The 24890-nt window shown below is 54.6% G+C and carries 24 protein-coding genes; 17 read left to right on the top strand and 7 right to left on the bottom strand.

The genetic code is table 11. From position 1 onward, the window contains the following. Positions 1 to 115: 115 nt before the first annotated feature. The 7 genes from SACSAC_RS08450 (at position 116) to SACSAC_RS08420 (ending at position 3820) form a co-directional block, all read left to right on the top strand. The gene (locus SACSAC_RS08450; protein ID WP_169833760.1) at positions 116 to 562 is read left to right on the top strand and encodes a hypothetical protein; all 447 of its coding nucleotides are present in this window, start codon (positions 116 to 118) and stop codon (positions 560 to 562) included. A 16-nt stretch (positions 563 to 578) separates the two neighbouring features. After that, positions 579 to 911 (top strand): hypothetical protein, encoded by a 333-nt coding sequence (locus SACSAC_RS08445; RefSeq protein WP_037285294.1) that lies wholly within the window; start codon positions 579 to 581, stop codon positions 909 to 911. 58 nt (positions 912 to 969) lie between these two features. Beyond that, positions 970 to 1296 (top strand): hypothetical protein, encoded by a 327-nt coding sequence (locus SACSAC_RS08440; RefSeq protein WP_037285292.1) that lies wholly within the window; start codon positions 970 to 972, stop codon positions 1294 to 1296. A 65-nt stretch (positions 1297 to 1361) separates the two neighbouring features. After that, positions 1362 to 1700 (top strand): hypothetical protein, encoded by a 339-nt coding sequence (locus tag SACSAC_RS08435; protein WP_037285290.1) that lies wholly within the window; start codon positions 1362 to 1364, stop codon positions 1698 to 1700. Positions 1701 to 1771: 71 nt separating this feature from the next. Then, the gene (locus SACSAC_RS26960) at positions 1772 to 2263 is read left to right on the top strand and encodes a hypothetical protein (RefSeq protein ID WP_051506978.1); all 492 of its coding nucleotides are present in this window, start codon (positions 1772 to 1774) and stop codon (positions 2261 to 2263) included. 132 nt (positions 2264 to 2395) lie between these two features. Beyond that, a complete protein-coding gene (locus SACSAC_RS08425; RefSeq protein WP_037285288.1) occupies positions 2396 to 2686 on the top strand; it encodes a hypothetical protein in 291 nt (96 codons plus the stop codon). A gap of 60 nt (positions 2687 to 2746) precedes the next feature. Continuing rightward, positions 2747 to 3820: a WG repeat-containing protein gene (locus SACSAC_RS08420; RefSeq protein WP_051506977.1), complete on the top strand. Its 1074-nt coding sequence runs from the start codon at positions 2747 to 2749 to the stop codon at positions 3818 to 3820. Positions 3821 to 3908: 88 nt separating this feature from the next. Here the strand turns inward: SACSAC_RS08420 and SACSAC_RS08415 are convergent, their stop codons facing one another. After that, positions 3909 to 4766 (bottom strand): carbohydrate ABC transporter permease, encoded by an 858-nt coding sequence (locus SACSAC_RS08415; protein ID WP_051506976.1) that lies wholly within the window; start codon positions 4764 to 4766, stop codon positions 3909 to 3911. Position 4767: 1 nt separating this feature from the next. Next, positions 4768 to 5655 carry a carbohydrate ABC transporter permease gene (locus tag SACSAC_RS08410; protein ID WP_037285286.1) on the bottom strand — a complete coding sequence of 296 codons (888 nt, stop codon included), beginning with the start codon at positions 5653 to 5655 and terminating at the stop codon, positions 4768 to 4770. A gap of 167 nt (positions 5656 to 5822) precedes the next feature. Here SACSAC_RS08410 and SACSAC_RS08405 point away from each other — a divergent pair, with 167 nt between their 5' ends. The 3 genes from SACSAC_RS08405 to SACSAC_RS08395 all read left to right on the top strand — a co-directional run bounded on the left by SACSAC_RS08405 (position 5823) and on the right by SACSAC_RS08395 (position 10891). After that, a complete protein-coding gene (locus SACSAC_RS08405; protein ID WP_084777977.1) occupies positions 5823 to 7724 on the top strand; it encodes a sensor histidine kinase in 1902 nt (633 codons plus the stop codon). Continuing rightward, positions 7717 to 9342, top strand: a complete 1626-nt coding sequence (locus SACSAC_RS08400; protein ID WP_037285283.1) for a response regulator transcription factor — start codon at positions 7717 to 7719, stop codon at positions 9340 to 9342. The genes SACSAC_RS08405 and SACSAC_RS08400 overlap by 8 nt, the downstream gene beginning before the upstream one ends. A gap of 241 nt (positions 9343 to 9583) precedes the next feature. Beyond that, positions 9584 to 10891: an extracellular solute-binding protein gene (locus tag SACSAC_RS08395; RefSeq protein WP_037285281.1), complete on the top strand. Its 1308-nt coding sequence runs from the start codon at positions 9584 to 9586 to the stop codon at positions 10889 to 10891. Between the two features lie 109 nt (positions 10892 to 11000). On the opposite strand, the gene SACSAC_RS08390 is transcribed toward SACSAC_RS08395, so the two are convergent. Further along, positions 11001 to 11531, bottom strand: a complete 531-nt coding sequence (locus SACSAC_RS08390; RefSeq protein ID WP_245608611.1) for a pyruvate kinase — start codon at positions 11529 to 11531, stop codon at positions 11001 to 11003. Positions 11532 to 11534: 3 nt separating this feature from the next. Further along, on the bottom strand, positions 11535 to 11882 hold the full coding sequence (locus tag SACSAC_RS08385; protein ID WP_037285279.1) for a winged helix-turn-helix transcriptional regulator: 348 nt from the start codon (positions 11880 to 11882) through the stop codon (positions 11535 to 11537). Positions 11883 to 11989: 107 nt separating this feature from the next. On the opposite strand from SACSAC_RS08385, the gene SACSAC_RS08380 reads away from it, so the two are divergent. Next, positions 11990 to 12904 carry an arginase family protein gene (locus SACSAC_RS08380; protein ID WP_037285278.1) on the top strand — a complete coding sequence of 305 codons (915 nt, stop codon included), beginning with the start codon at positions 11990 to 11992 and terminating at the stop codon, positions 12902 to 12904. Between the two features lie 65 nt (positions 12905 to 12969). Here the strand turns inward: SACSAC_RS08380 and SACSAC_RS08375 are convergent, their stop codons facing one another. Further along, the gene (locus SACSAC_RS08375; protein WP_037285276.1) at positions 12970 to 13518 is read right to left on the bottom strand and encodes a GNAT family N-acetyltransferase; all 549 of its coding nucleotides are present in this window, start codon (positions 13516 to 13518) and stop codon (positions 12970 to 12972) included. 116 nt (positions 13519 to 13634) lie between these two features. On the opposite strand from SACSAC_RS08375, the gene SACSAC_RS26955 reads away from it, so the two are divergent. Next, the gene (locus SACSAC_RS26955) at positions 13635 to 14558 is read left to right on the top strand and encodes a contact-dependent growth inhibition system immunity protein (protein WP_051506975.1); all 924 of its coding nucleotides are present in this window, start codon (positions 13635 to 13637) and stop codon (positions 14556 to 14558) included. A 207-nt stretch (positions 14559 to 14765) separates the two neighbouring features. Here the strand turns inward: SACSAC_RS26955 and SACSAC_RS08365 are convergent, their stop codons facing one another. Then, on the bottom strand, positions 14766 to 15740 hold the full coding sequence (locus SACSAC_RS08365; RefSeq protein ID WP_211251334.1) for an aldo/keto reductase: 975 nt from the start codon (positions 15738 to 15740) through the stop codon (positions 14766 to 14768). Positions 15741 to 15887: 147 nt separating this feature from the next. Here SACSAC_RS08365 and SACSAC_RS08360 point away from each other — a divergent pair, with 147 nt between their 5' ends. The 5 genes from SACSAC_RS08360 (at position 15888) to SACSAC_RS08340 (ending at position 22452) form a co-directional block, all read left to right on the top strand. After that, positions 15888 to 16718 (top strand): MerR family transcriptional regulator, encoded by an 831-nt coding sequence (locus tag SACSAC_RS08360; RefSeq protein ID WP_037285274.1) that lies wholly within the window; start codon positions 15888 to 15890, stop codon positions 16716 to 16718. A gap of 58 nt (positions 16719 to 16776) precedes the next feature. Further along, on the top strand, positions 16777 to 18627 hold the full coding sequence (locus SACSAC_RS08355; RefSeq protein ID WP_051507485.1) for an ABC transporter ATP-binding protein: 1851 nt from the start codon (positions 16777 to 16779) through the stop codon (positions 18625 to 18627). Then, complete coding sequence (locus SACSAC_RS08350; protein WP_037285272.1) at positions 18624 to 19334, top strand: HEAT repeat domain-containing protein; 711 nt, start codon at positions 18624 to 18626, stop codon at positions 19332 to 19334. Before SACSAC_RS08355 ends, SACSAC_RS08350 begins: the two co-directional genes overlap by 4 nt. Before the next feature lie 83 nt (positions 19335 to 19417). Next, positions 19418 to 19792, top strand: coding sequence for a DUF2750 domain-containing protein (locus SACSAC_RS08345; protein ID WP_037285270.1), 375 nt, complete (start codon positions 19418 to 19420; stop codon positions 19790 to 19792). 353 nt (positions 19793 to 20145) lie between these two features. Continuing rightward, complete coding sequence (locus SACSAC_RS08340) at positions 20146 to 22452, top strand: glycoside hydrolase family 9 protein (protein WP_245608609.1); 2307 nt, start codon at positions 20146 to 20148, stop codon at positions 22450 to 22452. A gap of 133 nt (positions 22453 to 22585) precedes the next feature. On the opposite strand, the gene SACSAC_RS08335 is transcribed toward SACSAC_RS08340, so the two are convergent. Next, positions 22586 to 24535: an FAD-dependent oxidoreductase gene (locus SACSAC_RS08335; protein WP_037285268.1), complete on the bottom strand. Its 1950-nt coding sequence runs from the start codon at positions 24533 to 24535 to the stop codon at positions 22586 to 22588. Between the last annotated feature and the right edge of the window lie 355 nt (positions 24536 to 24890).

Here is a 24890-nt window from a genome sequence, read left to right as displayed (position 1 = left end):
GATTCCAGAAGCCTTCTCGCAAAACATGATCAATCGGATTTATCCGGTGATGAACGAGTTGAACTTTTCGGAAGAGGTTCAAGAGCATTTGATATGGGCTTATTTTAAAAACAAGTTGGACGAAAAAGAAAGCCTCGATGGACACCTGCTATCCGAGATCTTGAACAAGTATAAAGAAAAAAGGCTGCTCGCTATTGAGAGCGTTATCATCACGGCAATAAAAGAAGATAAAGTTTCGATCACTCAGTTGGGCACGATTCGCGAGTTTTTCAATAATCATGGCTTATTAAGCGAAAAAGTTTTTTCAAAAGAATCTCTTTCTCTCCAAGCAAGACTGAAATCGAAGAACGGACAAAAGCTAAACCGGACGGAAGTCGAAAAACTTTACGCACGCGAAGCTTATCGAACTTTACAATTTATGCTGCAAGACGAGAAGGTCGATCCCGCCGCGCTGGAGATTTTTGAACGTCCCGAAGCCGGCGAGAAAAACAGGAAATTAAAAGCATCGTTGCTTGAAGAAGCGCAAAAATTGCTGCAAAAATATCGTTCGGACGAATCATGAAAAGGGGGAAGAAACGATGCCGAAAGAAGCCGATGCGGAGAACAAAGCACCTGTTTTCACGAAATTTATCGCAGCCGTACTGCCGAGTACGATTCTGCTTTTTCTACTATTCATGATCTTCCCGAACACCGGATTAGGCAGAATTCTCACGACTCCTTTGACGTACATCATCAATCTCGGACTGATCGGATTCGCGTTTTTGATCAGCAGAGCATTTACGAATAAACATGCTTCCGCGACGTTCCTTGTTACGGTTGCGCTGACTTTGGTCGTTACGATCTGGCTTTATCCGCAGGAAAATGCGCCGCATATCGTCGTTCAGGTCTGGAACGGGATCGTGGGGAAATAAGATTTTTAGAAATACGGGATACGTTTTGTTCCACGCCGAAGATCGAAAGAGGTGTAGCATGCTGCTGTTGGAGGCGACGATCTATTTAGACACCCCTTCGCAAAATACGAATGCTTTAACAAAAGATTTGGCAGCCAAACATGTTTTGAGGCCGGCGATCAATTTCGGGAACGATCTGTTATTTTCGGGCGAGATTCTTGCACGAGACGAAGTCGACATTCTTTACAGAGGCAGAACATACGACGTCTTGATCCATATGTTTACGATCGAGGAAGAAGCATTCGAAGCGATCGGTCATTTGGTCAAGGTAGGCGCTTCTTTTTCTATCTGCGCAGGTTCTCGGGTTGTGGGAAAAGGGACGATTTTGGATGTTGTGTACGAATGAATTGAAGACAAACAAGAAGCGATCGACAAGCCGAAACCTACTCTAACAAAAGAAGGGAATAAGCGATGAAAAACGAGTTGTTTGAATTGGTGTCGAAAACGATACGTTATGGCTTGGACCCTGGTTTGGATATCGAGATCAACGATTTTCTTGCAGATATCGATCAAATCGAGAATTTTTTCGTGTCTGCGTACGAGTCGATGTACGTGATTCATATCAATGTAAGAAAGTACAGTATCATGGACGTTAACGTCATTTTCCATAAACTTTTGATGTATTTGGAATACAAAGGCATGACTTTTTACACGCAGCATGTCTTCGAAAATTCAATCGAGTATAAGGTGGTTTCTGCTGCTAATTTCGAAGTCGGGTTTTGCTGCAAAATCAGATTTATGCAATCTTGATCAAGCCGATCGATGAGTAACGGTCAAATTGGATGATCAGGAAAATGGTAAGAAGTCGGGAGCTGAATAATATGTCATTTTTTATACAAGCCGGAGCGCCTGAGAGCCTTCCTGTTCGATCGGAGGAGGACGAGACGCCATGGGATGCGGTGGAATCGGTGTTTCCCCTACACGGCGAGCATGCGGTACTGGTATGGAACCATATTCCGATCCTGCTGAGTTACAAGTACGACCTCTCTTGCATGATCGAAGATCTTTTGCTTATCATCGAAGAACTGCAAAGTCGGCATTCGGGCAAGCTGACCAATCATTGGGTGTCGAATACGTTTGCTCACGAGTGGCGGTTTGAGTGGAGCGATAATCGGTTGACGATCGAATCGAAATGGGGAGAGATCGGAAACGGCCTGGATGAACTGCTGCGCCGGAGCGGTCCGGTTACGCTGGACATCGAAGCTTTTACGGCCGAATGGAAAAAGGTATTGGAAAATGTGATTGAAGCGCTGCGACAAGCCGGGCATGAAGAAGCGGAATCCGAAGAGATGACTCGTCTGGTGAAGGTATGAAGCAGCATCGAGGCGGAAGGCATCCTTTATCCATTAAACGAATAGCGTGCGGAAAGCTTGGCCGGAGTCGTGAACAACACGGGAAACGCAGACGACTTTAAAATTCGAACTTGATAGGGGGAGAGAAATTCGATGACGCTGAGTGACGAAGATCTTACGGAATGTTACATCCATACCCTCAACCAATGCGGCCTGTTTTTTCTGCATCCTTCCAATTTGGAGCGTCTGCACGCATCCGGATTCATTGATCGGGAAACGATGCGCAAAAGCTCCGAGCTTCGCGGCAAAGTCGTCTCGCTTCAAGAAAACGGGGAATGGAACATGCAGGCATTCCGCAGCTCGCCGAATTGGCCGGAAGTTCTTCGGTTATGCGACGAGATCAAGTCTTCGAATTCTGTTTGGCCCCACCCGCGGAACGGTTAAGCGATACATAAGAGAGTCGGGAACATTTGCTTCTCCGTACTTGCCGCGGGAGGGGATCGGGTGAAAAAAGTTGGGTTTCGAGCGGTCTTGACCGCTTTTGCGATTGTGCTGCTGTTGATGCTTGGCTGCAAAGACGGGAAAGAAGACGACGGGTTCCGCCATGCGCCCGCTCCCGTGGCTGCCGCCGATACGCTGCGTTCCAAAGACTGGCGTCCGGTGCTGGTCGACAGCAAATACGGGTACGCGAATCCGGCGAACGAGCTGGTACTGCCGCCGTTGTACAACGAAGCCCGGCATTTTTCGGAAGGGCTGGCCTTCGTGCGGATCGGCCGGGATACGGGATACATCGACGCCACGGGGAAAAGGGTCATTCAGGCGGAAGGCGGCGATTTTCAAAACGGCATGGCCGTCGTGATGAAACAAAGTGACGAGCAGGCTGCCTATGCGGGCGAAAGCTGGATCTATATCAACAAAAACGGCGAGAACGTGTTAAACAAACAATTCTACCGAGCCAACGCCTTTTCCGAAGGACTCGCTTCCGTGATGCCGGACGAGTCCGGCGGCATGGTGTTTATGGATCCGAGCGGAAAAACGGCGCTGGATACAGTGTACGGGTACGCGGGCAATTTTCAGGAAGGTTATGCGGTCGTCATGCTGCGGCAGAAGTGGGGCTTTATTGATAAACAAGGCAATCCGCTGACCGGGTTCGCGTATGATGCGGCCCGCGATTTCGTCGAAGGCAAAGCGGCCGTGATGCGCGGGGACCGATGGGGATTCATCGACAAAGACGGAAACGAGATCATCCCGCCGCAGTACGACGAGGTCGGGCCGTTTACGGAAGGGCTGGCGAAGTTCGAATCGAATGGGCTGTGGGGATTCATCGAAGCTTCCGGCCGGGTACGCGTGCAGGCGACGTTTCCGCATACCAAAGGATTTTCCGAAGGCTTGGCGGTCGTGCAGGACGCGAACGGGCTGTGGGGATATATCGATACCAACGGCGCATACCGAATCGAACCTCGTTTCGAAGCGGCTTTCGGCAGCGAAAACGGGGCGATGCTGGTGAAGCGGCCGGAAACGGGGGAGTACGGGTACGTGGATCATAACGGGAACGAGGTGCGGTTTTCGTCGGAATGATCAAGAAAGGGAAACTCATATGGATTATTAAAAAAAGCTTGAGCAAACCGCAATTCAACGGTCTCTCAAGCTTTTTTCGCATCAATCCCTACCCTTTCACCGCCCCTGCCACGACCCCTCTCACAATATACTTTTGCAGCAGGATAAACACGACGATCGACGGCAGGACTGCCATCACCATCGCCGTCATCGCGTACTGCCAATCCGACGTGTACTGTCCGACGAAGGTGTAAGCGGCGAGCGTCAGCGTTTTGGTGGCGGGCGAGCCGTTGACCATCAGCAGAGGAAGCAGGAAGTCGTTCCAGATCCACATGACGTCGATGATGATAATAGTCGTCGTAACGGATTTGAGCAGCGGAAAAATGACGGAAAAGAACAAGCGGAAGCCGGAAGCCCCGTCGATCGTGGCGCTTTCGTCGATCTCGCGCGGGATGCCTTTGACGAAGCCGTGGTAGATGAAGATCGCGAGTGGCGCGCCGAAGCCCCAGTATTGAATGCCGAGTCCCCAGGTGCTTTCGGACAGATTCAGCGTTTTGGCGATTTGCAGCACGGTGAGCATGATCGACTGGAACGGGATCAGCATCGGTATAATGCAGAGCATGTAGATGACGCCGCTCATGCGCGAATTAGTGCGCGACAGCTTGTAAGCGGCGATCGACGAGAACAGCACGATGCCGAGCAACCCGATCACGGTAATGACGGTGTTGTTCAGGAACAGCCGCGGATAATTGACGGCTTTCCAGACATACGTGTAATTTTCGAAAGTAAACGACTGCGGCAACGCGATCACGTCGCTCATGACCTCGGCGAAGCTTTTGAACGAGTTGATGACGGTCAGGATCAGCGGATACAGGAAAAGGAGCGACAGCAGCACCATGCCGATTTCAAGCACGAGACGGCCGGGACGCACACGCTTTTTCGGCGCTGCGGATATCGTTTTGGACATGTTAAGCTTCGACCTCCCTGCGTTTGAAAATGGACAGTTGCACGATCGTAATCAGCAGCACGGCGACGAACAGAATCAGCGCTTTGGCGGTGCCGTAACCGTACAGGTTATTTTGGAACGTATCGCGGTAGATGTCGTAAGCGACGCTGTACGTGGTGCCACCGGGACCGCCCGCGGTCAGGGACAAGATCACGTCGAACACTTTGATCGAGTTGGTCAGCGCCATGAATACGGAGATGGTGATCGACGGCGCGAGCAGCGGGAGAGTCACGCTGATGAAGCGCCGCACCGGACCCGCTCCGTCAACGGTAGCCGCTTCTTTCAGATCGCCTGGAATGGCTTGCAGACCCGCGATATAGATGACCATGTAAAAGCCGACAGATTGCCAGATCGACACGCCGAGAATCGAGACGAACGCAAGTCCCGGCTCGCCGAGCCAACTCAGCGCGAACACCTGCCACCCTGTCGAGTCGCCGAGCGATTCGAAGCCCTGCATGAAGATGAATTTCCAGATAAAACCGACGATGACCAGACTGAGAATATACGGCACGAAGAACGCGGCCCGCAGCCAGTTGGTCGAGCGCAGCCCCATGTCGAGAACCAGCGCCAATGCGATCGCCAATACATTGACCAACACGATATACAGGATCATGTACTTGAGCGTGAAGATGGCGGCGTTCGCGAAGTTGGCGTCCCCGCTGAAGATTTGGCGGAAGTTGTCCAACCCGACGAAGGTCGGGTTTTTCGCGATGCCGTTCCATTTGGTGAGCGAGTAGCGGACGGTCATCATGAACGGCACGTAAAAAGCGAAAGCGATACAGATCAGGGCAGGCAGGGTGAACAAGCCGAATTCGAGCTTTTCCCCGCGTTTTCTTCCCAGTTTGAACATGGCGCACCTCTTTTCCGGTAAATGGTCGATTCATACCCTTCAAAAATAAAGCGGTTGCAAACTTGCTTGAAAAGGTATGGATTTTCCTGATGTTTGTATTATAGAATGGCGATATTCCACACCCAATGGAGGAAAGAAAACTCTTGAGGGTAAAAAGGTGAACTGCCATGCCCAAACGCCATTCGTTGATTGCCAAGATTGAACGTACTGCCGAAAAAGCCTGGAACACGCTGACGGGGCGATTGGCGTACAAGTTGTTTGTGCCTTTTACCACGATTGTTCTGCTGGTTGTCGTATCGCTCAGCGTCGTGTCGCATCAGCGGCTTCGCGGGGAAGCGATCCGGCACAGTATCGACGCCACGTCGAACAATCTGCTGCTGGTTAACCGGAACGTGAAAGACTATATGGACGGCATCGCCCAGTTCACGCTGCCCCAGCTTCAGTACGACGATCTGATCCATGCGGTGCTGAACGAAGGCGATGATTATTCGTCGCGGATGTACCTGGAAAATTATTTGCGCCGGATGTATTATTCGCGCAGCGATCTGGCCGGGCTGGACTTGTACATCGTGGGCGAAGGGAAAACGTATGCGCTGACCCGCGAGGCGTATAATATCGTGATCCGGGCTTCGGCCGACGAAGGGACAGCCGACACGGATTGGTACAATCTGCTGCTGAAGCGGCCGGATAATCAGTTGTATCGTTCACTGATCGTTGCAGCAAGAGAGGATACGGCATCGTCGAACGACGATCTCGCAGCGGAAGCCGCACCGAATCCGGCCTCCGGCAAGTCGGGTAACGCTGATCATTCCGAACGCTCTCTCGCGTACCACCGCGTGCTGCGATCGATCGCGTCGCGCCAACCGCAGGCCGTGCTGACGGTCTACGTCAATCCTTCCGCGCTGGACACGATCGTGCGGGATACGCCGCTGGAAGACGGGGAGCATCTGCTGCTGCTCGGCGCGGACGGCGCTCCGTACTACACGGACGATGAAGCTTTTTACCGCGAAGCGGACAACGGCGGATTGCGTGAAGCGTTGGAGAGGGCCGAATCCGGCCCGGCCGATTGGAAGCTGGGACGCGAAGGCTATCTGCTGATGGCGAACGAATCGGCGGGAGGGAATTGGACGTTGGCGAAGCCGATGCCGTACAGCCGGATCTACGAAGCCGCGAATCGGGCGCGGGAATGGAATACGTGGATCGGAGCGGGCTTCGTGGTGTTGTCGGCACTGCTTGTCGCGTTCGTCTCCGGCGCGATTACCCGGCCGCTCGCGCGGCTGGCGCAGCGGATGAACCGGTTTAGCGGCGGGGACTTCGAGACGCAGGCTCCGGTGCGCGGGCACGACGAAATCGCCCATCTGACCCGGCATTTCAACGATATGGTACAACGGACGAACGAGCTGATCAACGAGCGTTACCGGATGAAGCTGGTCGAGCAAAGCGCGATTTTGAAAGCGCTTGAAGCGGAGCTGAATCCCCATTTTCTCTACAATGCGCTGCAAGCGATCTCGACCCAGGCGCTGCGCGGCGGACGGCTGGATATCGCGGATATGGTCGACGATCTGGCCCAGTCGCTGCGTTACTGCATCGGGGGAAGCGACATCGTGCCGGCGAGCGACGAACTGCGGCATATCGAACGCTATCTGTCGCTGCAAAAGGCACGGTTCGGTAGTCGTTTGCGGGTTGAATACGCGTGGCATGAATCGCTGCTTAACCTGCAAATTCCGAGGCTGTCCGTGCAATCGTTGGTCGAAAATTCGATCAAGCATGCCCTGGAGCGGGTGAAAGACACGGTCACGATCATGATTCGGGCCGAACGCATGGACAACGGGGCGGTGATCACCGTAAGCGACGACGGGCCCGGCATTGATCCGGCTCGGCTCAAACAAGTGCTCGGTTATCTGGAACGTCCTTTTACAGAGCGGGAAGGCGGACATATCGGGCTGCAAAATCTGCATACGAGGCTGCAAATTTTGTACGGAGAGCAGGCGGGGCTTGCGATCGAGACGGGCGGGCAGGGAACGTCATTAATTCTCCATATTCCGCAAGGAGGCGAAGAAGATGTATAGCGTACTCATTCTGGATGACGAAGAACCGCTGCGCGAAGCCATACGAATTCTTGGCAGTTGGGACATGCTCGGCATCACGCACATTTACGAAGCGACCGACGGCGAAGAAGGGCTGGCGCTGCTGCGGGAACACCGAATCGACCTGGCGATGATCGACATGAAGATGCCGGGGATGGACGGAAGCGAGTTTTTGCGACGATTGGAAAAGGACTACCCGGATGTGCTCAGCGTGGTGATCAGCGGCTATAACGACTTCGAATATACACGCCAGGCCATTCGTTCGCATGCGCTGGATTATCTACTGAAGCCGGTTAATCGGCATAGCCTGAACGACGTGTTGCAGCGCGCCGTCGAGGAATTGAATCTGCGCCGGAAAAAAGCCGAGGAGTTGCTGCGCCGGGGTCGCACGCTCAATGTGTCTCTTCCCAAGCTGCGCGAGAACGTCTATCTCTCGATCGTTCGGCGCAGCTTCAACGAGAGCCGCGAAGCCGACACGCTGGCGATGATCGGGGCATCCGGGGAATCCCCGAAGCTGCATGCCGGAGTCTCCCTGCGTTTGTTGAACCTCGATCGGGTGCGGCGGGGACGTTTTTACGGGGACACGGGTTTGCTCCATGCGGCGATTGCCAACGTGATTCAGGACTGCGCGCCGGAAGGCATGGACTGCTTCGGGTTTGCCGATCCGGCTTCGCACCGCGAGATGATTGTCGTCTGTCATCTGCCGAACGTTTCGGACAACGGTGCAGAAGAGCAGCTTGAATACCGTATCGAAAGTTATCTGCGAAAGCTGCTGCCGACGCTGGATCGGTTGTTCGGATTGCGTACGATTGCCGGGTACGGGGCCGGGTCGACCGTAATTGCGGAGCTTGCCGACTCGTATGAGCAGGCCCGTCGCACAGTAGGGGAGATGAATCTGCTAAAGCTTGGCGAACTCGGATATGGCATAGTAGCGGCGAAAGTATGCGAAGCTCGTCCGGGAATCGGAACGGGAGCGACTTTACCGGAATCGATCGCCTTCGCGGCTGCGTGGGCACGAGTTGCGGCCGCTGCTCAAAGCGGGGCGCCCGCGCAGGCGCAGCGAATCGCGGAAGATGCAATCGTTGAGCTGAAAGCCGGCGGCTATTTGGCGTTGGAGGAAGCGCAGCGGTTGCTTTTTGAAACGGAAGCGACGAACGGGGATGCGGAGGAAGGCGATCTGGTCGACGCTTCCCAATGGGAGCGACGCATTACGGAAGCGGTGGAGCAATGCTGTCGCCGAGCGCGCCAAGCGGATCGTACAGGGGCTTCTTTTCATATCAGCGACATTCGGGCCTATATTGATCGGCATTACTTCGAAGAGATCAAGATTTCGATGTTCACGGAAAAGTACTTCCTCAGCCGCGAGTATCTGATGAAGCTGTTCAAGCAAGAGTACGGCGTCGGCATTCACGAATATATGCAGAAGCTGCGGATGGAAAAGGCGAGAGTGCTGCTGGGCGAAGAAACGCTGAAGATCCAGGAAATTTCGGACATGCTCGGGTATAACGACAAAAATTATTTCAGCAAGGCATTCCGCAATTATTATGGCGTATCGCCGTCGGAGTATCGAAGCGGAGCCGGCGAACGGATCAACGGGTAAGCCGATTTGCGGGCATACGGATAACAAGTCGAATCGGAGAAAAGGCCTGTGCAAGGAACGCTGCGCGAACCAGCCGTTCGTTTTCCGCCGGCCACTTTTTTACCCCTAACAGGCCGCTTATGTACATTCTGCTTAAGTCGGAGCTTATCCTACAATAGCGGTAACGGGCACGCTGGTGTTTTTCGCTGCAAGATGATCGAAGAACGTCACGTTCCACTTTTCGAAAACAGGGGGTACGACGATGTTCAAAAAAATGTTTGCCCTGCCGGCGGTATTGCTGCTTGGCACGTCATTGCTGGCAGGCTGCGGAAGCACTCCGGCCGCCGATACGGGAGCGACCGGAGCCACAGGAGAAGCCGCTGCCGATCAACCGGTCACGATCAATATGTTCACCGCTTCGCCGGAGTATACGGACGCATTTAATGCCTACATCGAAGAGTATAAAAAGGTCAAACCGAACGTCACGATCAACCTCGAAATCATGCAAGCCGACTACAATACCGTGCTTAAATCGCGAATCGCCGCGGGCAGCACGCCGGACGTGTTCCAGACGACGGCCGGCGGGGATATCGACACGTACGCGGATTACAGTGCCGATCTGACGAACGAGCCGCTGGCAGCCGCCATGACGGATGCGGTGCGCGCGAATATGAGTTCACTGGATGGCAAAGTATTGGGCTTCCCGGTCAAAGGCAATCTGTTCGCTCTGATTTATAACAAAGATCTATTTGAGCAAGCGGGCATCACCGAACCGCCGAAGACCGTTGCCGAGATGGACGACGCGATCGCCAAGTTGGAAGACAAAGGCATCACGCCTTTTGCGAACGCTTACAAAGAGTGGTGGGTATGGAAGCATTTCTTCCAACACTATGTGGACGCGGCGGCCGACGATGCAGGCATCTCCGCGCAAGAGCTGGTGAACAAGTTCATCAAAGGCGAAACGACGTTCAGCGAATATCCGCTCCTGACGGACAACTTCTTCGCCTTCATCGACACGACGATCGCGCACGGCACGGACAAACCGCTGGAACGCGACAGCAACGCCGAAGTCAGCGATTTCGCGTCCGGCAAAGCAGCCATGATGACCGGAAAAGGCGCCTGGGACGAAGAAGCGATCATGAAGATCAACCCGGACTTCAAACTCGGCATCATGGGTTACCCGGTCAGCAACAAAGCCGAACAATCCCAGATCATCACGGGTGCCGACCAAGCGCTGCGAATCAACAAAGATTCGGCGGCAGCGCCGCAAACGATCGAATTCTTCAACTGGCTCTACACGTCGGAATACGGCAAGAACTGGTTCTCCCAAGTTGCCAAAGTCATTCCGCCGATCAAAGACGCTCCGCTGCCGGACCTGCAAATGCCGAAAGAAATGGACGAAATCCTGAAAACCGAAAAGTCCGGCGACCTGTCCGTCAATTATTCGCTGGATACGTTCCATCAGAAATTCGGCGAGATCATGCAGGCGTATATCGGTAAAAACAAAACGAAAGAGCAGGCGATCGAAGAAATTCAGCAAGCGTGGATTCAGTTGGGATCTTCGCAGTAAAAGATTTTTTAGCGATAAGAAATCAATAGGAAGCATGAAAAAGCCCTTCGACGAAAACGTCTATCCCGCTCTGCGCGAGGACGTTTCCGATCAAGGGCTTTTGGGTGCGTTAAGGTTTGTACAAATAAATCCCGCTTCCGTTCTGTGCCCCGAAATAGCGGAAATAGTGGCCGTTTCGATAGAGATCGCGAACGCGTTCGATATTCTCGTCATTTTCGAACTCGATATGCCCCGTCACGTACAGCATGACCAGATACTCCTCGAACCGCAGGTTGCCGAGCTGCATTTCTTCCTTCGCAATGCCGTGGAAGATCGTGATTTCAAGCGTCAGCATGTCGGACATGCCCATTTGCGTAGAGTTCATGACCCAGGCATATGACGAATCTTCCGGCTTTTCTTCTTCCGTGTTCAACCGAGCAAGCTTGATCGTGCCGCGAGGGTCTTCGAACACATAAGCTCCTTTAGCGTTTTCAAAGTTTGCATGCTCGTCCTGCCGCAGATCCTCAAAGCGTTCAAGGCTTACTTTTTCCGCAAAATACGTCTCGGTCAGCCGCTTATGAATCTGTTCTTCGTTAAACGTATTCGGGATGTTCAAAGTCTGATACTTCTCATAAATCCGCTGAATATCGATCGTCGTCAAAAGTCAGTCCTCCTTCGGCTGATGCTCCGCGCCCCACTCGCACATGCCTTCCATCAGCGGCATCAGCTTTTCCGCTTTGGCCGTCAGCCGATACTCGACTTTCGGAGGAATCTGCGGGTATTCTTTGCGTTCTACCATGCCGTCGGCTTCCAGTTCCTTGAGCTGCGCGCTCAGCGTTTTGTACGTGATGACCCCGATTTGCCGCTTCAGGTCGTTGAACCGCACCGGAGGATTTTCCGCCAACAGGTACAGGATCACCATCTTCCATTTGCCGCCGATCACGGACAGCGTATAGCCGAAAGGGGTGTCCTGAATATGCTTGACCTTACCTTTGAATTCCGCCATGCTCATGCTCTGCACTATCCTTTCCGATAGTATCTATCTTTAAAGTGCGTACTGTTTTTTCGCTCGCGTTCATTTTATAGTAACGGTACTTCGGAAGCAAAGGGGATGCAATCATGACGAAAAAAACACTGCGCGTGCTCATGCCTCAATGGCAGGGCGGATATAATCCGAATTATACCTTCGGTGCGGAGCTGCTGGCTTGGCTGGCGCCGGAGAACGACCAACCGCTGGTGCGGGTGCCGGTTCGAGAGGACGACGGCGTGCCGCTTGCGAACGACAACGGCGTTTATGGTAGAAAAGAACTGCTGGAACAGCTCGACGCGGCGGACCATCTGATCCGCGCGCATCAACCCGACCGCGTGGTGATGTTCGGCGGGGATTGTCTGGTGGAGCAGGCGCCTTTCGCTTATTTGAATGAACGGTACGAAGGCGAAATGGGCCTGATCTGGATCGACGCGCACAGCGATTTGGTGCAGATCGACGGCTATGACCGGGGCCACACGCTGCCGCTGGGCAATCTGCTCGGCGAAGGCGACGCGGAATTCGCGAAGCGGGTGAAGATGCCGTTGAAGCCGGAAAACGTGTTTATCGCGGGATTGTCGGAACCGACGCCGGAAGAAGGCGCGGTCATCGGAGAAGCGTTCGAACGGCTCGGAATCTCTATGAAAGAGACGGATACGGCAATGATTCAGCGGCTAGGTATCCGGACGGCGGACGCGCAGGAAACGGCGAAGAGCACGGAGTCGATCAAGGCCTGGATACGCGAGAGCGGTATCAAGCACCTGGCGATTCACGTCGATCTGGACGTGCTCGATCCGCGGGAGTTCCGTTCGCTGCTGTTCGCCAAGCCGAACGAGCCGTACACGTACTCGCCGCCGGGCCGGTTGAAGTTCGCGCGTCTGGCCGAACTGCTGCGCGAGCTGTCGGAGGAGACGGACGTGGTAGGATTGGGCTTTACCGAGCATACGCCGTGGGACGCGATCAATTTGAAAAACATGCTGGCGCAGATTCCGATTTTGAACGGGTAACGAAAGGTAATAAAAAAGGAGCAGCCCCGAACCGTTGTCGGGCTGCTCTTTCTTTTTGCCTTAGCTTATATTCGATTAAATTCGGCTTGCTCCCATTCTTCTTTCAACATGCCCATGCGGATCGAGTCGTAATACATGCCTTCGTAATAACGGGCTTTGCGGATTCTGGCTTCCGTTTCCATGCCCAATTTTTCGCCGACCCGAATCATCCGATGATTGCCCGACCACGTGCTGAAGCCGATCCGCACCAGCGGCAAAGTCGCGAACAAGTGCCCGATCCAAAGCTTCAAAGCACGCGTGCCCAAGCCTTTTCCCCAAGTATCTCCTTCATGAAGAACGATTCCGATCTCCAACCAGCGGGAAGGCTCGTGCTCCCAATAATAGGATACGATACCGCGTACGACCCCTTGCACTTCGACCACCCAAAAATCGTCGCTGCCGACCCACTTTAAACCCGTAGGCAAAAATCGGTCATACGGCATGGCTGCGTGCGGGTAATAAGGAGCGTCCCATTTTTTCCATTCCGGTTGTTCTTCTTTATACACGAGTTCCCACAAACGGGGCAGGTCTTTTTCTTCGAGCGGGCGAATCGTCATGTCCGAATCCAAAAGCATTACGTTTCCTCTTTTCGTTTGTTTTAGTCGTTGATCACCTCATACGCGTCAATGAAAGTTGTTTTTCTCATGCTAATAGAAAATCCTGGATATGAAAAGGGGAGAGGAGAAGAAGCATGAGCGACGAACATCGCATCACCCGCACGATCGGCGAACCTTCGTTGTTTTCGATCCGTTTTCAGTTGGACGAGCATTTCGGCGGCGAACGGATGTATGGAAGATTCAGCATGAACGTCATGGGTAACATGCTGGCTGACGGCGAAACGCTGCTCGGCGATTTGTTGACGATGTTGACGGACGCAGCGCGGGATAAGGGGAATCGCGGTCATGCCGGATTGTTTCAGTTGGAAAAAGAAAAATTGTTCGATCGCCTGCATGACGTTTTTTATGAAGGGAACGACGCGCAGCTTGCGGAGGAAGAAAGGTGGGCGCGCTTCAATATTGTGATTCTCGACGAGACGATGAGCACGAAATCCATGTTCGTGATAGCCGGAAAAGAGTACGAACGTCTGCTGATCGCCGACTACGACCGGAAAGGCGAACCCGGCTGGCGCACCGAATACATGCTTCCGCTCGGCGTATTCGACGGCGTGATCGCCAGGGCCTGCCGCGAGTTGGAAAGCTTGCACGAATGGAAAGTTCGCGGCAACCGAGGAGCGATGAAAGTGTCGGATCTCGAGACGCCGCCCGGCTTCTCGCCGAGCGAAGAACATCTGAAGTACGGACTGCCTGCATGGTACGCCGAAGTTCGTGTCTGTCGGTTGGACGAATTGACGGTGGGGGATTTATGCCGATTACTGCGTCAGGAGCTGTATGTGGACGAGCTGCTTCCGAACGTGCTGGAAATCTTGACAGAAGATGTTTTTGCGGGAACGTTGTACCGGGGAGAGCTGCTGCATGCGTTATCGAATCTGCCTGCGGAGTTCTGGGGAACGCGCGACAATGAACGGGAGCGCTGGCAGCCGATCATTCGGGAGCTGAGGCAGGAGATCGAAGATCATCTGCAAGCGGTCAAACGGCTGCTGGAGCGGATGGAATAAGTACGTTTTTACAGAATCACAAAAAACCGCAGCCGTGATCCTGAGCGATCACGCGGCTGCGGTTTTCCGTATTTATGTGAAGACATTAGGCCTTTCAACTCTTAATCAGAGGATTACGTTCGAATGAAAGGCACGCGCTTCAGGTGCATTTCGGGCGGGCGTAACCTTACTTTTAACGTTGACAAGGCATTAATCCTTTCGCCAAGCTTACTCGTAAAAATTCCGCGCCCAACGGTGGTTTTTCAGCTTCTCCACCTGCTCCTTCGCCAATCCTTTTCCGTCCCCGATCCGCATGTTGCGCTCCACGTTGCGAATCGAGCGCATACCCGGGATGACGGTGGAAACGGCAGGGTGGCTCAGCACGTAACGCAGCGCGGTCTCGGCGATTTGATCGCTGCCGATCCCAAGGTCCTGCGTAATCTTTTGCACCCGCTCGTACACTTCGCGCTTGCGGTCGTCACGGAAATATCGGCTGCGGAAATCGTCTTCGGCGAACTCCGTGTCCGGCGAGATGCTGCCCGTCAATCCGCCTTCGTCGAGCGCGACGCGCACGATCACGCCGACGTTATGCTCCAGGCAGGCGGGGAACAGCTCGTCTTCCGGCGTTTGTTCGAAAATGTTGTAGATGACTTGCACCGTATCCACGACGCCGCTTTCGATCAGCTTGACCGCGTTGGCCGGCTGATAGTCGTTGATCGATACGCCGAAGTGGCGGATTTTGCTCTGCTCCTTCAGCTTTTGCACGCCGTCCAGCCAATCGCCTTGCGCTGCCCATTCGTCCGACCAGACATGGAACTGCTGCACGTCGAGCGTTTCCAGTCCCAGATTGCGCAGGCTGGTCTCGGTCGACGAGATCACATGCTCCGCCGTGAACGTCTCGCTTGACGGAACGCCGGCGCGCGCCGGCCACTGCCCGTTTTTCGGCGGGATTTTGGAAGCGACATACACGGTTTCGGAGCGATCGCGCACGACCTGTCCGACTAATCGCTCGCTGTGCCCGTCTCCGTAACCCAGCGCCGTATCGATAAAGTTCAGCCCCAGATCGATCGAACGATGTAGCGCTTTCAAAGATTCCTCGTCTTCCGCGCCGCGCCATCCGCTGTTGCCGATGCCCCATGCTCCGTACCCGATCTCCGATACTTGAAGTCCCGTTTTACCGAGCGTTCTGTAGTTCATGCCCATTTGCGTTTTCCCGCCTCTCGATTGGTTTGCTTCCATGCGCCGAACATTAATCTTTAACCGCATTCCCCTCGCGAAAATCTCTGCTTGCCTATGACGTTACGTCAACCCCTATACTGAAACCAGCAGGAGGAAGGAGGCGGTCGGGAAATGGAAAATAAAACGTACACCGTCGGCACGTTCGCCAAATTGACGGGAGTTACCGAGCGTACGCTGCGTTTTTACCATAAAAAAGGTCTGCTGGAGCCGTCCGCGTACAATAATCTGGGGCATCGGCTGTACACGGACCGCGATTTGATCCGGCTTCAGCAGATTTTGACGCTCAAGTTTCTGGATTACCCGCTGGAGCGGATCGCGGAAGAACTGGAAGCGGAGGGGAGTGCGCTTCGCGGCTCGCTGGAGCATCAGAAGCAGTTATTGCGGCAAAAGAGGGACCAATTGGATCGGATGCTGCATACGCTCGAACATACGTTGAGTTTATCGGAAAGCGAAAACGAACTCGAGTGGGAGCCGGACGTTCTGCTGCTGATGATCCATTCCGTCTCGACGGAGGAACAGCAGCGAGGTTGGATGGCGGAGCGGATTCCGGATTCGCTGATGCAGCGGTTCTGGCCGGAAGGCCAAGCATCGCAGCAGTGGCGGACGATCGAGCGCGAAGCGATGCAATGGATCTCGCGGCTCAAAAAGTTGATGCGCGAAGGACTTTCGCCGGAAGATCCGCAAGTGCAGAGATTCGCAGCGGAGTTGTTGGGACGGATCAGCGGCATGTTGTCAAGGCTGGAGAAGCCGCTCACGGAAGAAGAAATGAAGGCGCTGGAATCTTTTGCGAAGATCGATCCGGCCCAAATGTTTCAGTTCCCGGTAACGTTCACTATGGAGGAGGAACGTTATGTGGAACGAATGTGGGATACAATGATTGCGGGTGTTGGGGAACATGAGGACGGCGAGGAGCCGGACGAAGGAGGAACTCATGGACGATAGGCGAAAAAGGAACGAAGCGGAAATCGGAACGCATGCAGGGCTCAAGACTGCAGGATCCATGAATGAAACGCCGAGCGGCGATGCGGTAAAAGCGAAAAAGGAAACCGCGCCGAAGCCGAGCTGGAGTTCGTTTTGGAAGCTGGTCGCCAAGTACATGCCCAAAGGCTGGCTGCTCACGGCGGCCGTCGTATTGGGGTTGTTCGAGACGGTGTTCACGCTGGCGATTCCGCTATTAACAAGTAGGCTGGTGGACGGATTTTCGATGGAAAACCTGACGGGCGGCACGATCGCGCTGCTCGGGGCGGCGTTCATCGCTCAGGCGTTGATGTCCGGTCTCGCGATCTACACGATGTCTTATGTGGGACAGTTTATCGTCTCGGGGTTACGGCGTGATCTGTGGCGGCGTATTCTGAAGCTGCCGATCTCGTTCTTCGACCGCAGTGCATCGGGAGAAACGATGAGCCGGGTAACGAACGACACGAATATCGTCAAAGACTTTATCACGGGGCAAGTCATCTCGTTTCTGTCGGGCATCGTCGCGATCGTCGGGTCCGTAGTGATCCTGCTGACCATCGATTGGAAAATGACGCTGTTCGCGCTGCTGGCGATTCCGGCCGCGATGCTGCTGCTGTGGCCGGTCGGCCGCCGCATGTACGCGATCTCGCGCGACACGCAGCAGGAAATTGCCGAATTCCAAGGCGATCTGGGCCGGGTGCTGTCCGATATCCGCCTCGTCAAAGCTTCGATGGCCGAGCCGGTCGAACGGGTTCAGGGCGAAAAACGAATCATGGGCTTGTTCCGGTTCGGTTTGCGCGAAGCACGGATTCAAGCGATCGTGTCGCCGCTGATGATGACCGTGATGCTGCTGATCCTCGTGGCGCTGATCGGCTACGGCGGCGCGCAGGTCGCGCGCGGCGTGTTAACGGCGGGCTCATTAGTGGCCATCATTCTGTACATGTTCCAGATTGTCGTACCTTTTACGCAGCTGGCTACTTTTTTCACTCAATTTCAAAAGGCATTGGGGGCCACCGAACGGCTGCGCGAGATCATGGAGCTTCCGGCGGAGGATAACGAGCAGTCCGATGCGGACGCGAAAATGGAGGACAGGGCAGCAGCGTCTGCGGATGGAGGACATTCTAACCAGCAGCCTCTTGTGTTTGATCGCGTGGACTTCGGTTATTCCGAAGACAAGCCGATTCTGAAAGGATTGAATTTCACGGCTGAAGCGGGGCAAACGACAGCGTTCGTCGGTCCGAGCGGCGCAGGCAAGACCACGATCTTCTCGCTGATCGAACGTTTCTATGAACCGACGTCCGGGAGGCTTCTTTACGGAAGCGAAGAAGCCGTCCGTATCCCGATTCGCGAGTGGCGCAGCCGAATCGCTTACGTCTCGCAGGAGAGTCCCGTGATGGCAGGAAGTATTCGCGACAATCTGACGTACGGACTGTCGGGAGTTGAGGATTCTGCCGTCGAAGAAGCAGTTCGCTTGGCGAATTTGTCCGAATTTATCGCTTCTCTGCCGCAAGGATTGGATACGCAGGCGGGAGAACGGGGCGTCAAGCTGTCCGGCGGGCAGCGTCAGCGTCTCGCGATTGCCCGCGCGATCCTGCGCGATCCGGATATCCTCCTGCTGGATGAAGCGACGGCGCATCTGGACAGCGCATCGGAGGCGCTGGTCCAAGAGGCGCTGGATAAGCTGATGCAGGGACGGACCACGTTGGTGATTGCCCACCGGCTGTCCACCGTCCGCGGAGCGAACAAACTGATCGTGATCGAAGGCGGCCGCGCTACGGGACAGGGCACGCATGAGGAGCTGTTGGCGTCCCACGCTTTTTATCGAAAATTGGTGAGTCGGCAGTTCGAACCGGCAGAACGGGCGGAAGAAAGCAATGAGGAGGAACAAAGATGACCGGACGGCGCCCGATACCTCGGAACGACAGCGAACAGGAAGTGAATCGCATCATAGCGGAACTTGATGAATTGGAGAGCAGCAGGGAAGAACCGGATTTGTCCCGGCTCGCCGTCTACGCCAGGCATTCGGATTCGTTTATTCGGTCGCAGGTCGCTTTGCTGCTGGGCTTTCACCCGTCCGAACAAGCAGACCGCCTGCTGCTGACGCTGCTGCATGACCGGGAGTGGCTCGTACGGGCGGAAACCTGCGAATCGCTGGGACCGAGCCGTTCGCCGAAAGCACTGGAGAAGCTCAAACAGACGGCGGAGTTCGATCCGTCCGTGATCGTCAGGGTGTACGCGCTGCTCTCGATCGGCGATCTGGCCGAGCGGCTGTACGGCGATCCGACCGCGGACCGCCGCTTCGTTAAGCGTATTCTGCTGACGCATAAACCGCTAAGCATCAAGCTGGCTTGCGACGCCGTGCTCGTACAGTGGGGGGAGCCTGACTTTTTGCGGCCGCTGATCGGAGCGCTGAGCAAGCGGGAGGCGAATATCCGGGCAGCGGCGGCCAACCGCCTGCTCGAATTGGTGAGTCCGGACCGCGCGAAGACTATTGCCGTCGGCGCTGCGGAAGCCCTTTTGTTCGAGCCTTCCCGCGGAATCGCATCCACGCTTGCGGAAGTGCTCGACGCATGCAGGCATGCTCTTCATCCGTCTGAGTAAGGTCAACTTTTCCCCCGATGGGTAAATAGATTAGAAAACCGACCGCCTCCGGCGACTCGGCCCTACGGGAGGCCTTTATCAGTATGAACTTAAAAGAATTTAACGCGATCGTCAGCAGTCCGGCCGATCTGCGCTACGAATATTTCATCAAGAAAACGGCAGATACGCAGATTCTCTGGGGCTTGTACGATGAAGGCTGGGCGATGACGCATGATCAGGACGGCTCGGCTCTGCTGCCGCTTTGGCCCAAAGGCGAGTTTGCCGAGCATTGCGCGATCGATGAATGGTCGGGGTACTCCGGCCGTCCGCTTGATCTGGCTGCTTTTATGGAGAAGATCCTGCCGAAGCTGGAACAGGACGGAGTCAAGACGGCGATTTTTTACAACAACAGCGATTCGGCGATCGTGGGAGCCGGCCGGTTGATGAACGATCTCCGTGCCGCGCTGAAAAAGTATTAAACCGAAAAAGCGGCTGCCCGGCTTCAATGCCGGACCGTCGCTTTTTTTGCTGTCGTTTGCTAGGGCGTGTACGCAAACTTAACGATGTGCATCTTTAGCTGCCTTTTCGCCCTCCACTGCGTCAGTGCTCCTTGACGTGCCCCGGCACGCCTTCGGACCTCTTCCTTGTTGAGAACGAAAATCCATCTAAATCTTCTGCCTTCGAAGTTTGCGTACACGCCCTGAATAAACATAAATGCGAATGACTAATAAATAGGGGATAAAAAATCGGATTTGTAGGGTGTTATTTTTTCATAAAAAACCCTATGCTTATATTGAAAGCGTTTACTTAAAAGGCGGGGGGATATGGATTCATGTCTAACGGAACAAAAGCAAAAAGCGCAAAACGCTCCATGTTCAAAATGATCGGCGGATTACTCGCGGTTTCTTTGGTTTTTCCGGTTGTCGGACCGATCGCGACCACGCATGCCGAGCAGATCGTAAATTACGTGCCGACCGGAGGAGCCGATTGGAACAAACTGCGGGATATCCCGATCAGCGATTACGGATGGGGCGACAAAGTCACCGTAGTCGACAAAACGTACCAAGGCAAAAAAGGTAAGCGGATCGAAGCTTCCGGCAGTTGGATGGCTCATTATACGACAAACAGCTGGCAGACGTTCGATTTCTCGCGTTACGGCGCAAACGGCACGCTGGAATTCGACGCGGTCGGCGCGAAAGGCGGCGAATCGTTCCGGATCGGCTTCCGCGACGGCGTGCATGAACGTCTTCAAGCCAACGGCGAATTTTACACCGACGGCGACGATAATCCGGAAGAAACCAATATTGACGTCTTGTCCAAAGATGTAAACGAATACAAACCTCTTACGACGCAGTGGCAGCATTATTCGATTCCGCTCCGGGACCTTTTCGGCTCCGAGCCGCTTTTCGATCCGAGCCAGATCCAATTGCTGAAGATGGTCGGAACGAGCGAAGCTCCGATTACGTTACATATCGCCAATATTCGGGTCGTATCGCCGGATAAGGAAGTATCGGCCGCTCCGATCAAAGTGAATCAGGTCGGTTATCCGAGCGGAGGCGACAAGTATGCGCTGGTCAGCGGTTATTACAACGAACTGGATGCCAAGGTCGGTACGCCGTTCGAAGTGAAACGCACATCCGACGGTGAATCCGTGTACAGCGGAAAGTTGTCCCTGGTCAGAGCTTATGATCCGTCGTCGGGCGAAAAAGTGCTCAAAGCCGACTTCACGCCGCTTCAAGAAGCCGGCGAGTACGAGATCGTCGTGGACGGAATCGCCGCGCCGTCCGCGTCGTTCAAAGTGGGGGCGGACGTGTACGGCGACCTGCTCACGGACGTGCAAAGATTTTTCTATTACCAGCGCGCCAATGACGACCTGGACGAGCAGCACGCGGGAGAATTCGCGCGCGAAGGCCTGCACAAGATAGACCGCAACCTTCCGCTTCAATCCGATCCTTCGATCAAAAAAGACGTCTCCGGCGGGTGGTGGGACGCGGGCGACACGGGCAAATACGTGACGGCCGCGGCGACCGCCGTATCCGATCTGCTCTGGGCATACGAAGCGTATCCGAAAGCATTCCCGGACGGCCAGCTCAATATCCCGGAGAGCGGGAACGGCGTTTCGGATCTGTTGGACGAAATCAAGGTCGAGACTGACTTTTTCCTAAAAATGCAGGATCCCGCGACAGGCGGATTCTATGCTTACGTGATCCGCGAACCTGAGCCGAACCGCTTCATCATGGACGGGGAAGGACCGGAAAGCATCATTCCGACCGCTCAGACAGCCAATACGGTCGGCGCTCTGGCCCATGCTTCGCTCGTGTTCAAGTCGACCGAATCGCTTGAAGACTACTCGAACACGCTGCTGCAATCGGCGGTCAAAGGATGGGCTTACCTCGAACAACAGCCGGAATACATTGCGCAGCCGGACGGTCCTTACAACGACGGCAACGATAAAAACGACCGTTTCTACGCGGCGGCCGCCTTATACCGCGCGACGGGAGAAGCGAAATACGGCGATTACGTCAAAGCCCATTACCAGGAGTTCGCGCATGTGTTCGACTCGACAAACTTCTCGCACGGCATCAACGGAATGGAAATGATCGGCTACTACCATTACTTGAGCGCGCCGCAGGCCGATCCGCAAATTCGCGAATGGTTCGCCGCGAAGTACGGCGTTTGGCGCGAAAACGTGTTGGATGCGACGCTGAATCGGACGGTATGGGGCAACTCGACCCAAAACGCATTCTATTGGGGCGCCAATTCCAACGTGGCCAGCGTTCCGGTAAGTTTGGCGATCGGCAGCCGGATCTTGGGCACGTTCGACGAAGACAATATCCGGGCGGCGTCCAGCAACCTGAATTATCTGTTGGGCATCAATCCGCTTCAACTCAGCTACATTACCGGCTACGGAGAAAACCGGATCCGCAGCACGCACCACGAGATTTATATGCGCGACTTCATAATCGAAATGCCGAACGGCTATATGGCAGGGGGACCGAACAATTCCAAAGCCAAGTTCCCGGCCAAAGCCTATAACGAATCCACGATCGATTGGGAAACGAATGAACAGGCGCTGAACTACAACTCGCCGCTGATTTATCTGACGGCGATGCTGAAAGAAGCCGAATCTTCCGAATAAACGACGCTCCGTCGGAGGATTGGAAGTCGCACGAAAAAAGCTTGGCAAAGTCCGAAAGCGGACTTTGCCAAGCTTTTTGTTATCTTCATGTTCGGAAAGGGTTAACGGCGGGAGCCGCCGCAAAGTCACACTGTTACTGCGCCGGATGCTCTACCGTATCGGCAGGCAGGAAGTGCCGGGACAGATCGCCGACGAGCGAATAATAGTCGCCGTTCGTGAGCTTTTCCTGATCGGCAATCCGATTCAGCGTGTCTTGCTGCAACCAGCCGTCAGCGACCAGCAGTTCGGTCGCTTTGCCTGTCTCGACCGGAAGGTCCAGAGCGCTTGCGATCAAGCCGGACGCCGTTTCCAGCGAAAGCTGCTGCGTCGCCGGATCGGCGATGCCGGCCAGCGCGCCCTGCATTTCGCCGGGGAAGAAGTCGGGGTGAAGAGAACGAATTACGCGTACCGCGTTGAAGAACCGCTGCACGTTGGCTTCGCCGTCCAGGCCCCAGCCGTCGTTTTCGTAACCGCCCGACGTCAGATACATATTGGCGGATACGAGCATGCCGGCATAGTCTTTGTGCTGGGTGTATTCCGGTTCCGGCAGATTCGGGCGGGACAGATTCATGCCCTGCTTGCGGAGCTGCTTTTTCAACGCGGTGATCTGCTCTTCGGAGCCGGACAATTCGCGCAGCGTCATATCCGCGTTCAAGGCAAGCTTGAGGGCGGCGCCGGCCGCTTCGCCCGTCCCCATGCCGACCGGAATGGTGCGGGCGCTTCCGTGCGGCACGGTGTCGAAGCCGGCCGAGCGTCCCACCACAAGCAGGCCGTCGACGGTTCGGGGCACCAGAGTGCGGAACGGGACGCCGTACTGGCTCGGTTTCATCAGCACCGTGCCTATTCGCCCGTCGCTCGTGCTCTGGATATCGACCGGATAGGAGCCGTAGGCGACATCGTCCCAGTGCGCGCGATTTTCCATCACGTCAACGAGCGTCAAACGGTATTCCGCTTTGAGGTGACGGGACTCGCGCAAGTACAATTCGCTGGCGACTCCGTCGTATTTTAACGTCGCCATCTCCGGGAAACGCTTCTTGAGGAACTCCACGATTTTCGGCGCTTCCGCGGTTCCCGTCTCGATGCCCTGCTTGATGGATTCCGGATCGAGCGGATCGATGTCGAACAGCAGCATCGAGTTGATCAGAATCGTATCGTCATTTTGACGCCCGATGTTCAAGCCGCGCATTTTTACCTTGCTCGGATCGCTGGACTCGTATTCTTTCGCTTCTTTATAGCCCCATACGCTCATCCGGTCGATGCCGGTGTCTTCGTGCTTGCCGAGCTGCTCCCAAATTTCTTGGGTCATGCCGCTCATGCGGAAGACGAGCGTCGAGGCCATTACGCTGTTGGTATCCCCGATGTCTTCGCGGCCCAGCGTGAATTCGGCGCCGGCTTCGGCGGCTACATCCGCATTTTGCGTGGCGTCGATAATGGCCGAGGTCGTGACTTTCTTTCGGCTTCCGTCTTTGAGCGTCAGATCGACTCCCGTCACGGTCGTGCGCTCGTTCTGCGTGTCGGTCAACGGAGACATGGCCTGCGTTTCCATGAGCAGATCGATGTTAGGTTCGTTTTTCACCATTTTATAGAACACGTTGGCGGCTACGTTCACGTCGAACGCCGACCCGTCGAATTGATCGTACCATTCCTGAAAAATGCCTTCGTTCAAATATTTCGGTTCTCTCAACTGCGGAAGAAAAAAAGGCTGCTCCGGCGAGTAGTTGAGGTCGATCATATTCAAGCCCCCGACCGTCATAAGACCGCCCAGCATCGTACGGTCATGTCCGTCGACAAGCAGCACCTTCAGGCCGTTGCGCGCGGCGGAGATCGCGGCAGCGATGCCTTCCGGATCGGTTCCGGTCACGACCGCATCGTAGTGGTCGGCGACTTCGGCGACAGAGACGACGGGCAGCAGTTCTTCGGTTACGCCGTGATTGACCAGTCTGGCATGTTCCAGATATCGCACGAAGAAGAACCCTGCGATGCCCAAGGCGAAGACGACGACAAGAGACAGCAAGACGATTTTTTTCCAGTTTCGAAGAAGCATAAGTATGTAAGATTCCTTTCCGATTAGGCGGCGACGCACGTTCTTCCATAGAAGCATTCACGCTGTATATCGCCGGATTTGCATCTTTTTTTCCAGACGCATGTCCTGACTATATCGGGTTTTTCACAGGCGGACAAGGTTTTGCAAAAGATTGATAAGTAACAATTTTGTAATGATAAGGATGGTAAGAAATTAGAGCTGAAATGGAAAAAATGTCCTGTTTGCAGCCGACATAAAAAGAAGGAGGTGAGTCGGTCTCTAAGATCTCAAATAATCAGGTCTTTGGTCTCATGTATTTTAGTTCGAATTGCATAGTAGTATAAGGCTTATCTTTTATTTAATTTCGCGAAGTACG

Source organism: Saccharibacillus sacchari DSM 19268 (assembly GCF_000585395.1).
Taxonomy (GTDB): domain Bacteria; phylum Bacillota; class Bacilli; order Paenibacillales; family Paenibacillaceae; genus Saccharibacillus; species Saccharibacillus sacchari.
The sequence above is the reverse complement of the archived record's forward strand: the minus strand, read 5'-3'. Positions and strand labels throughout refer to the sequence as shown.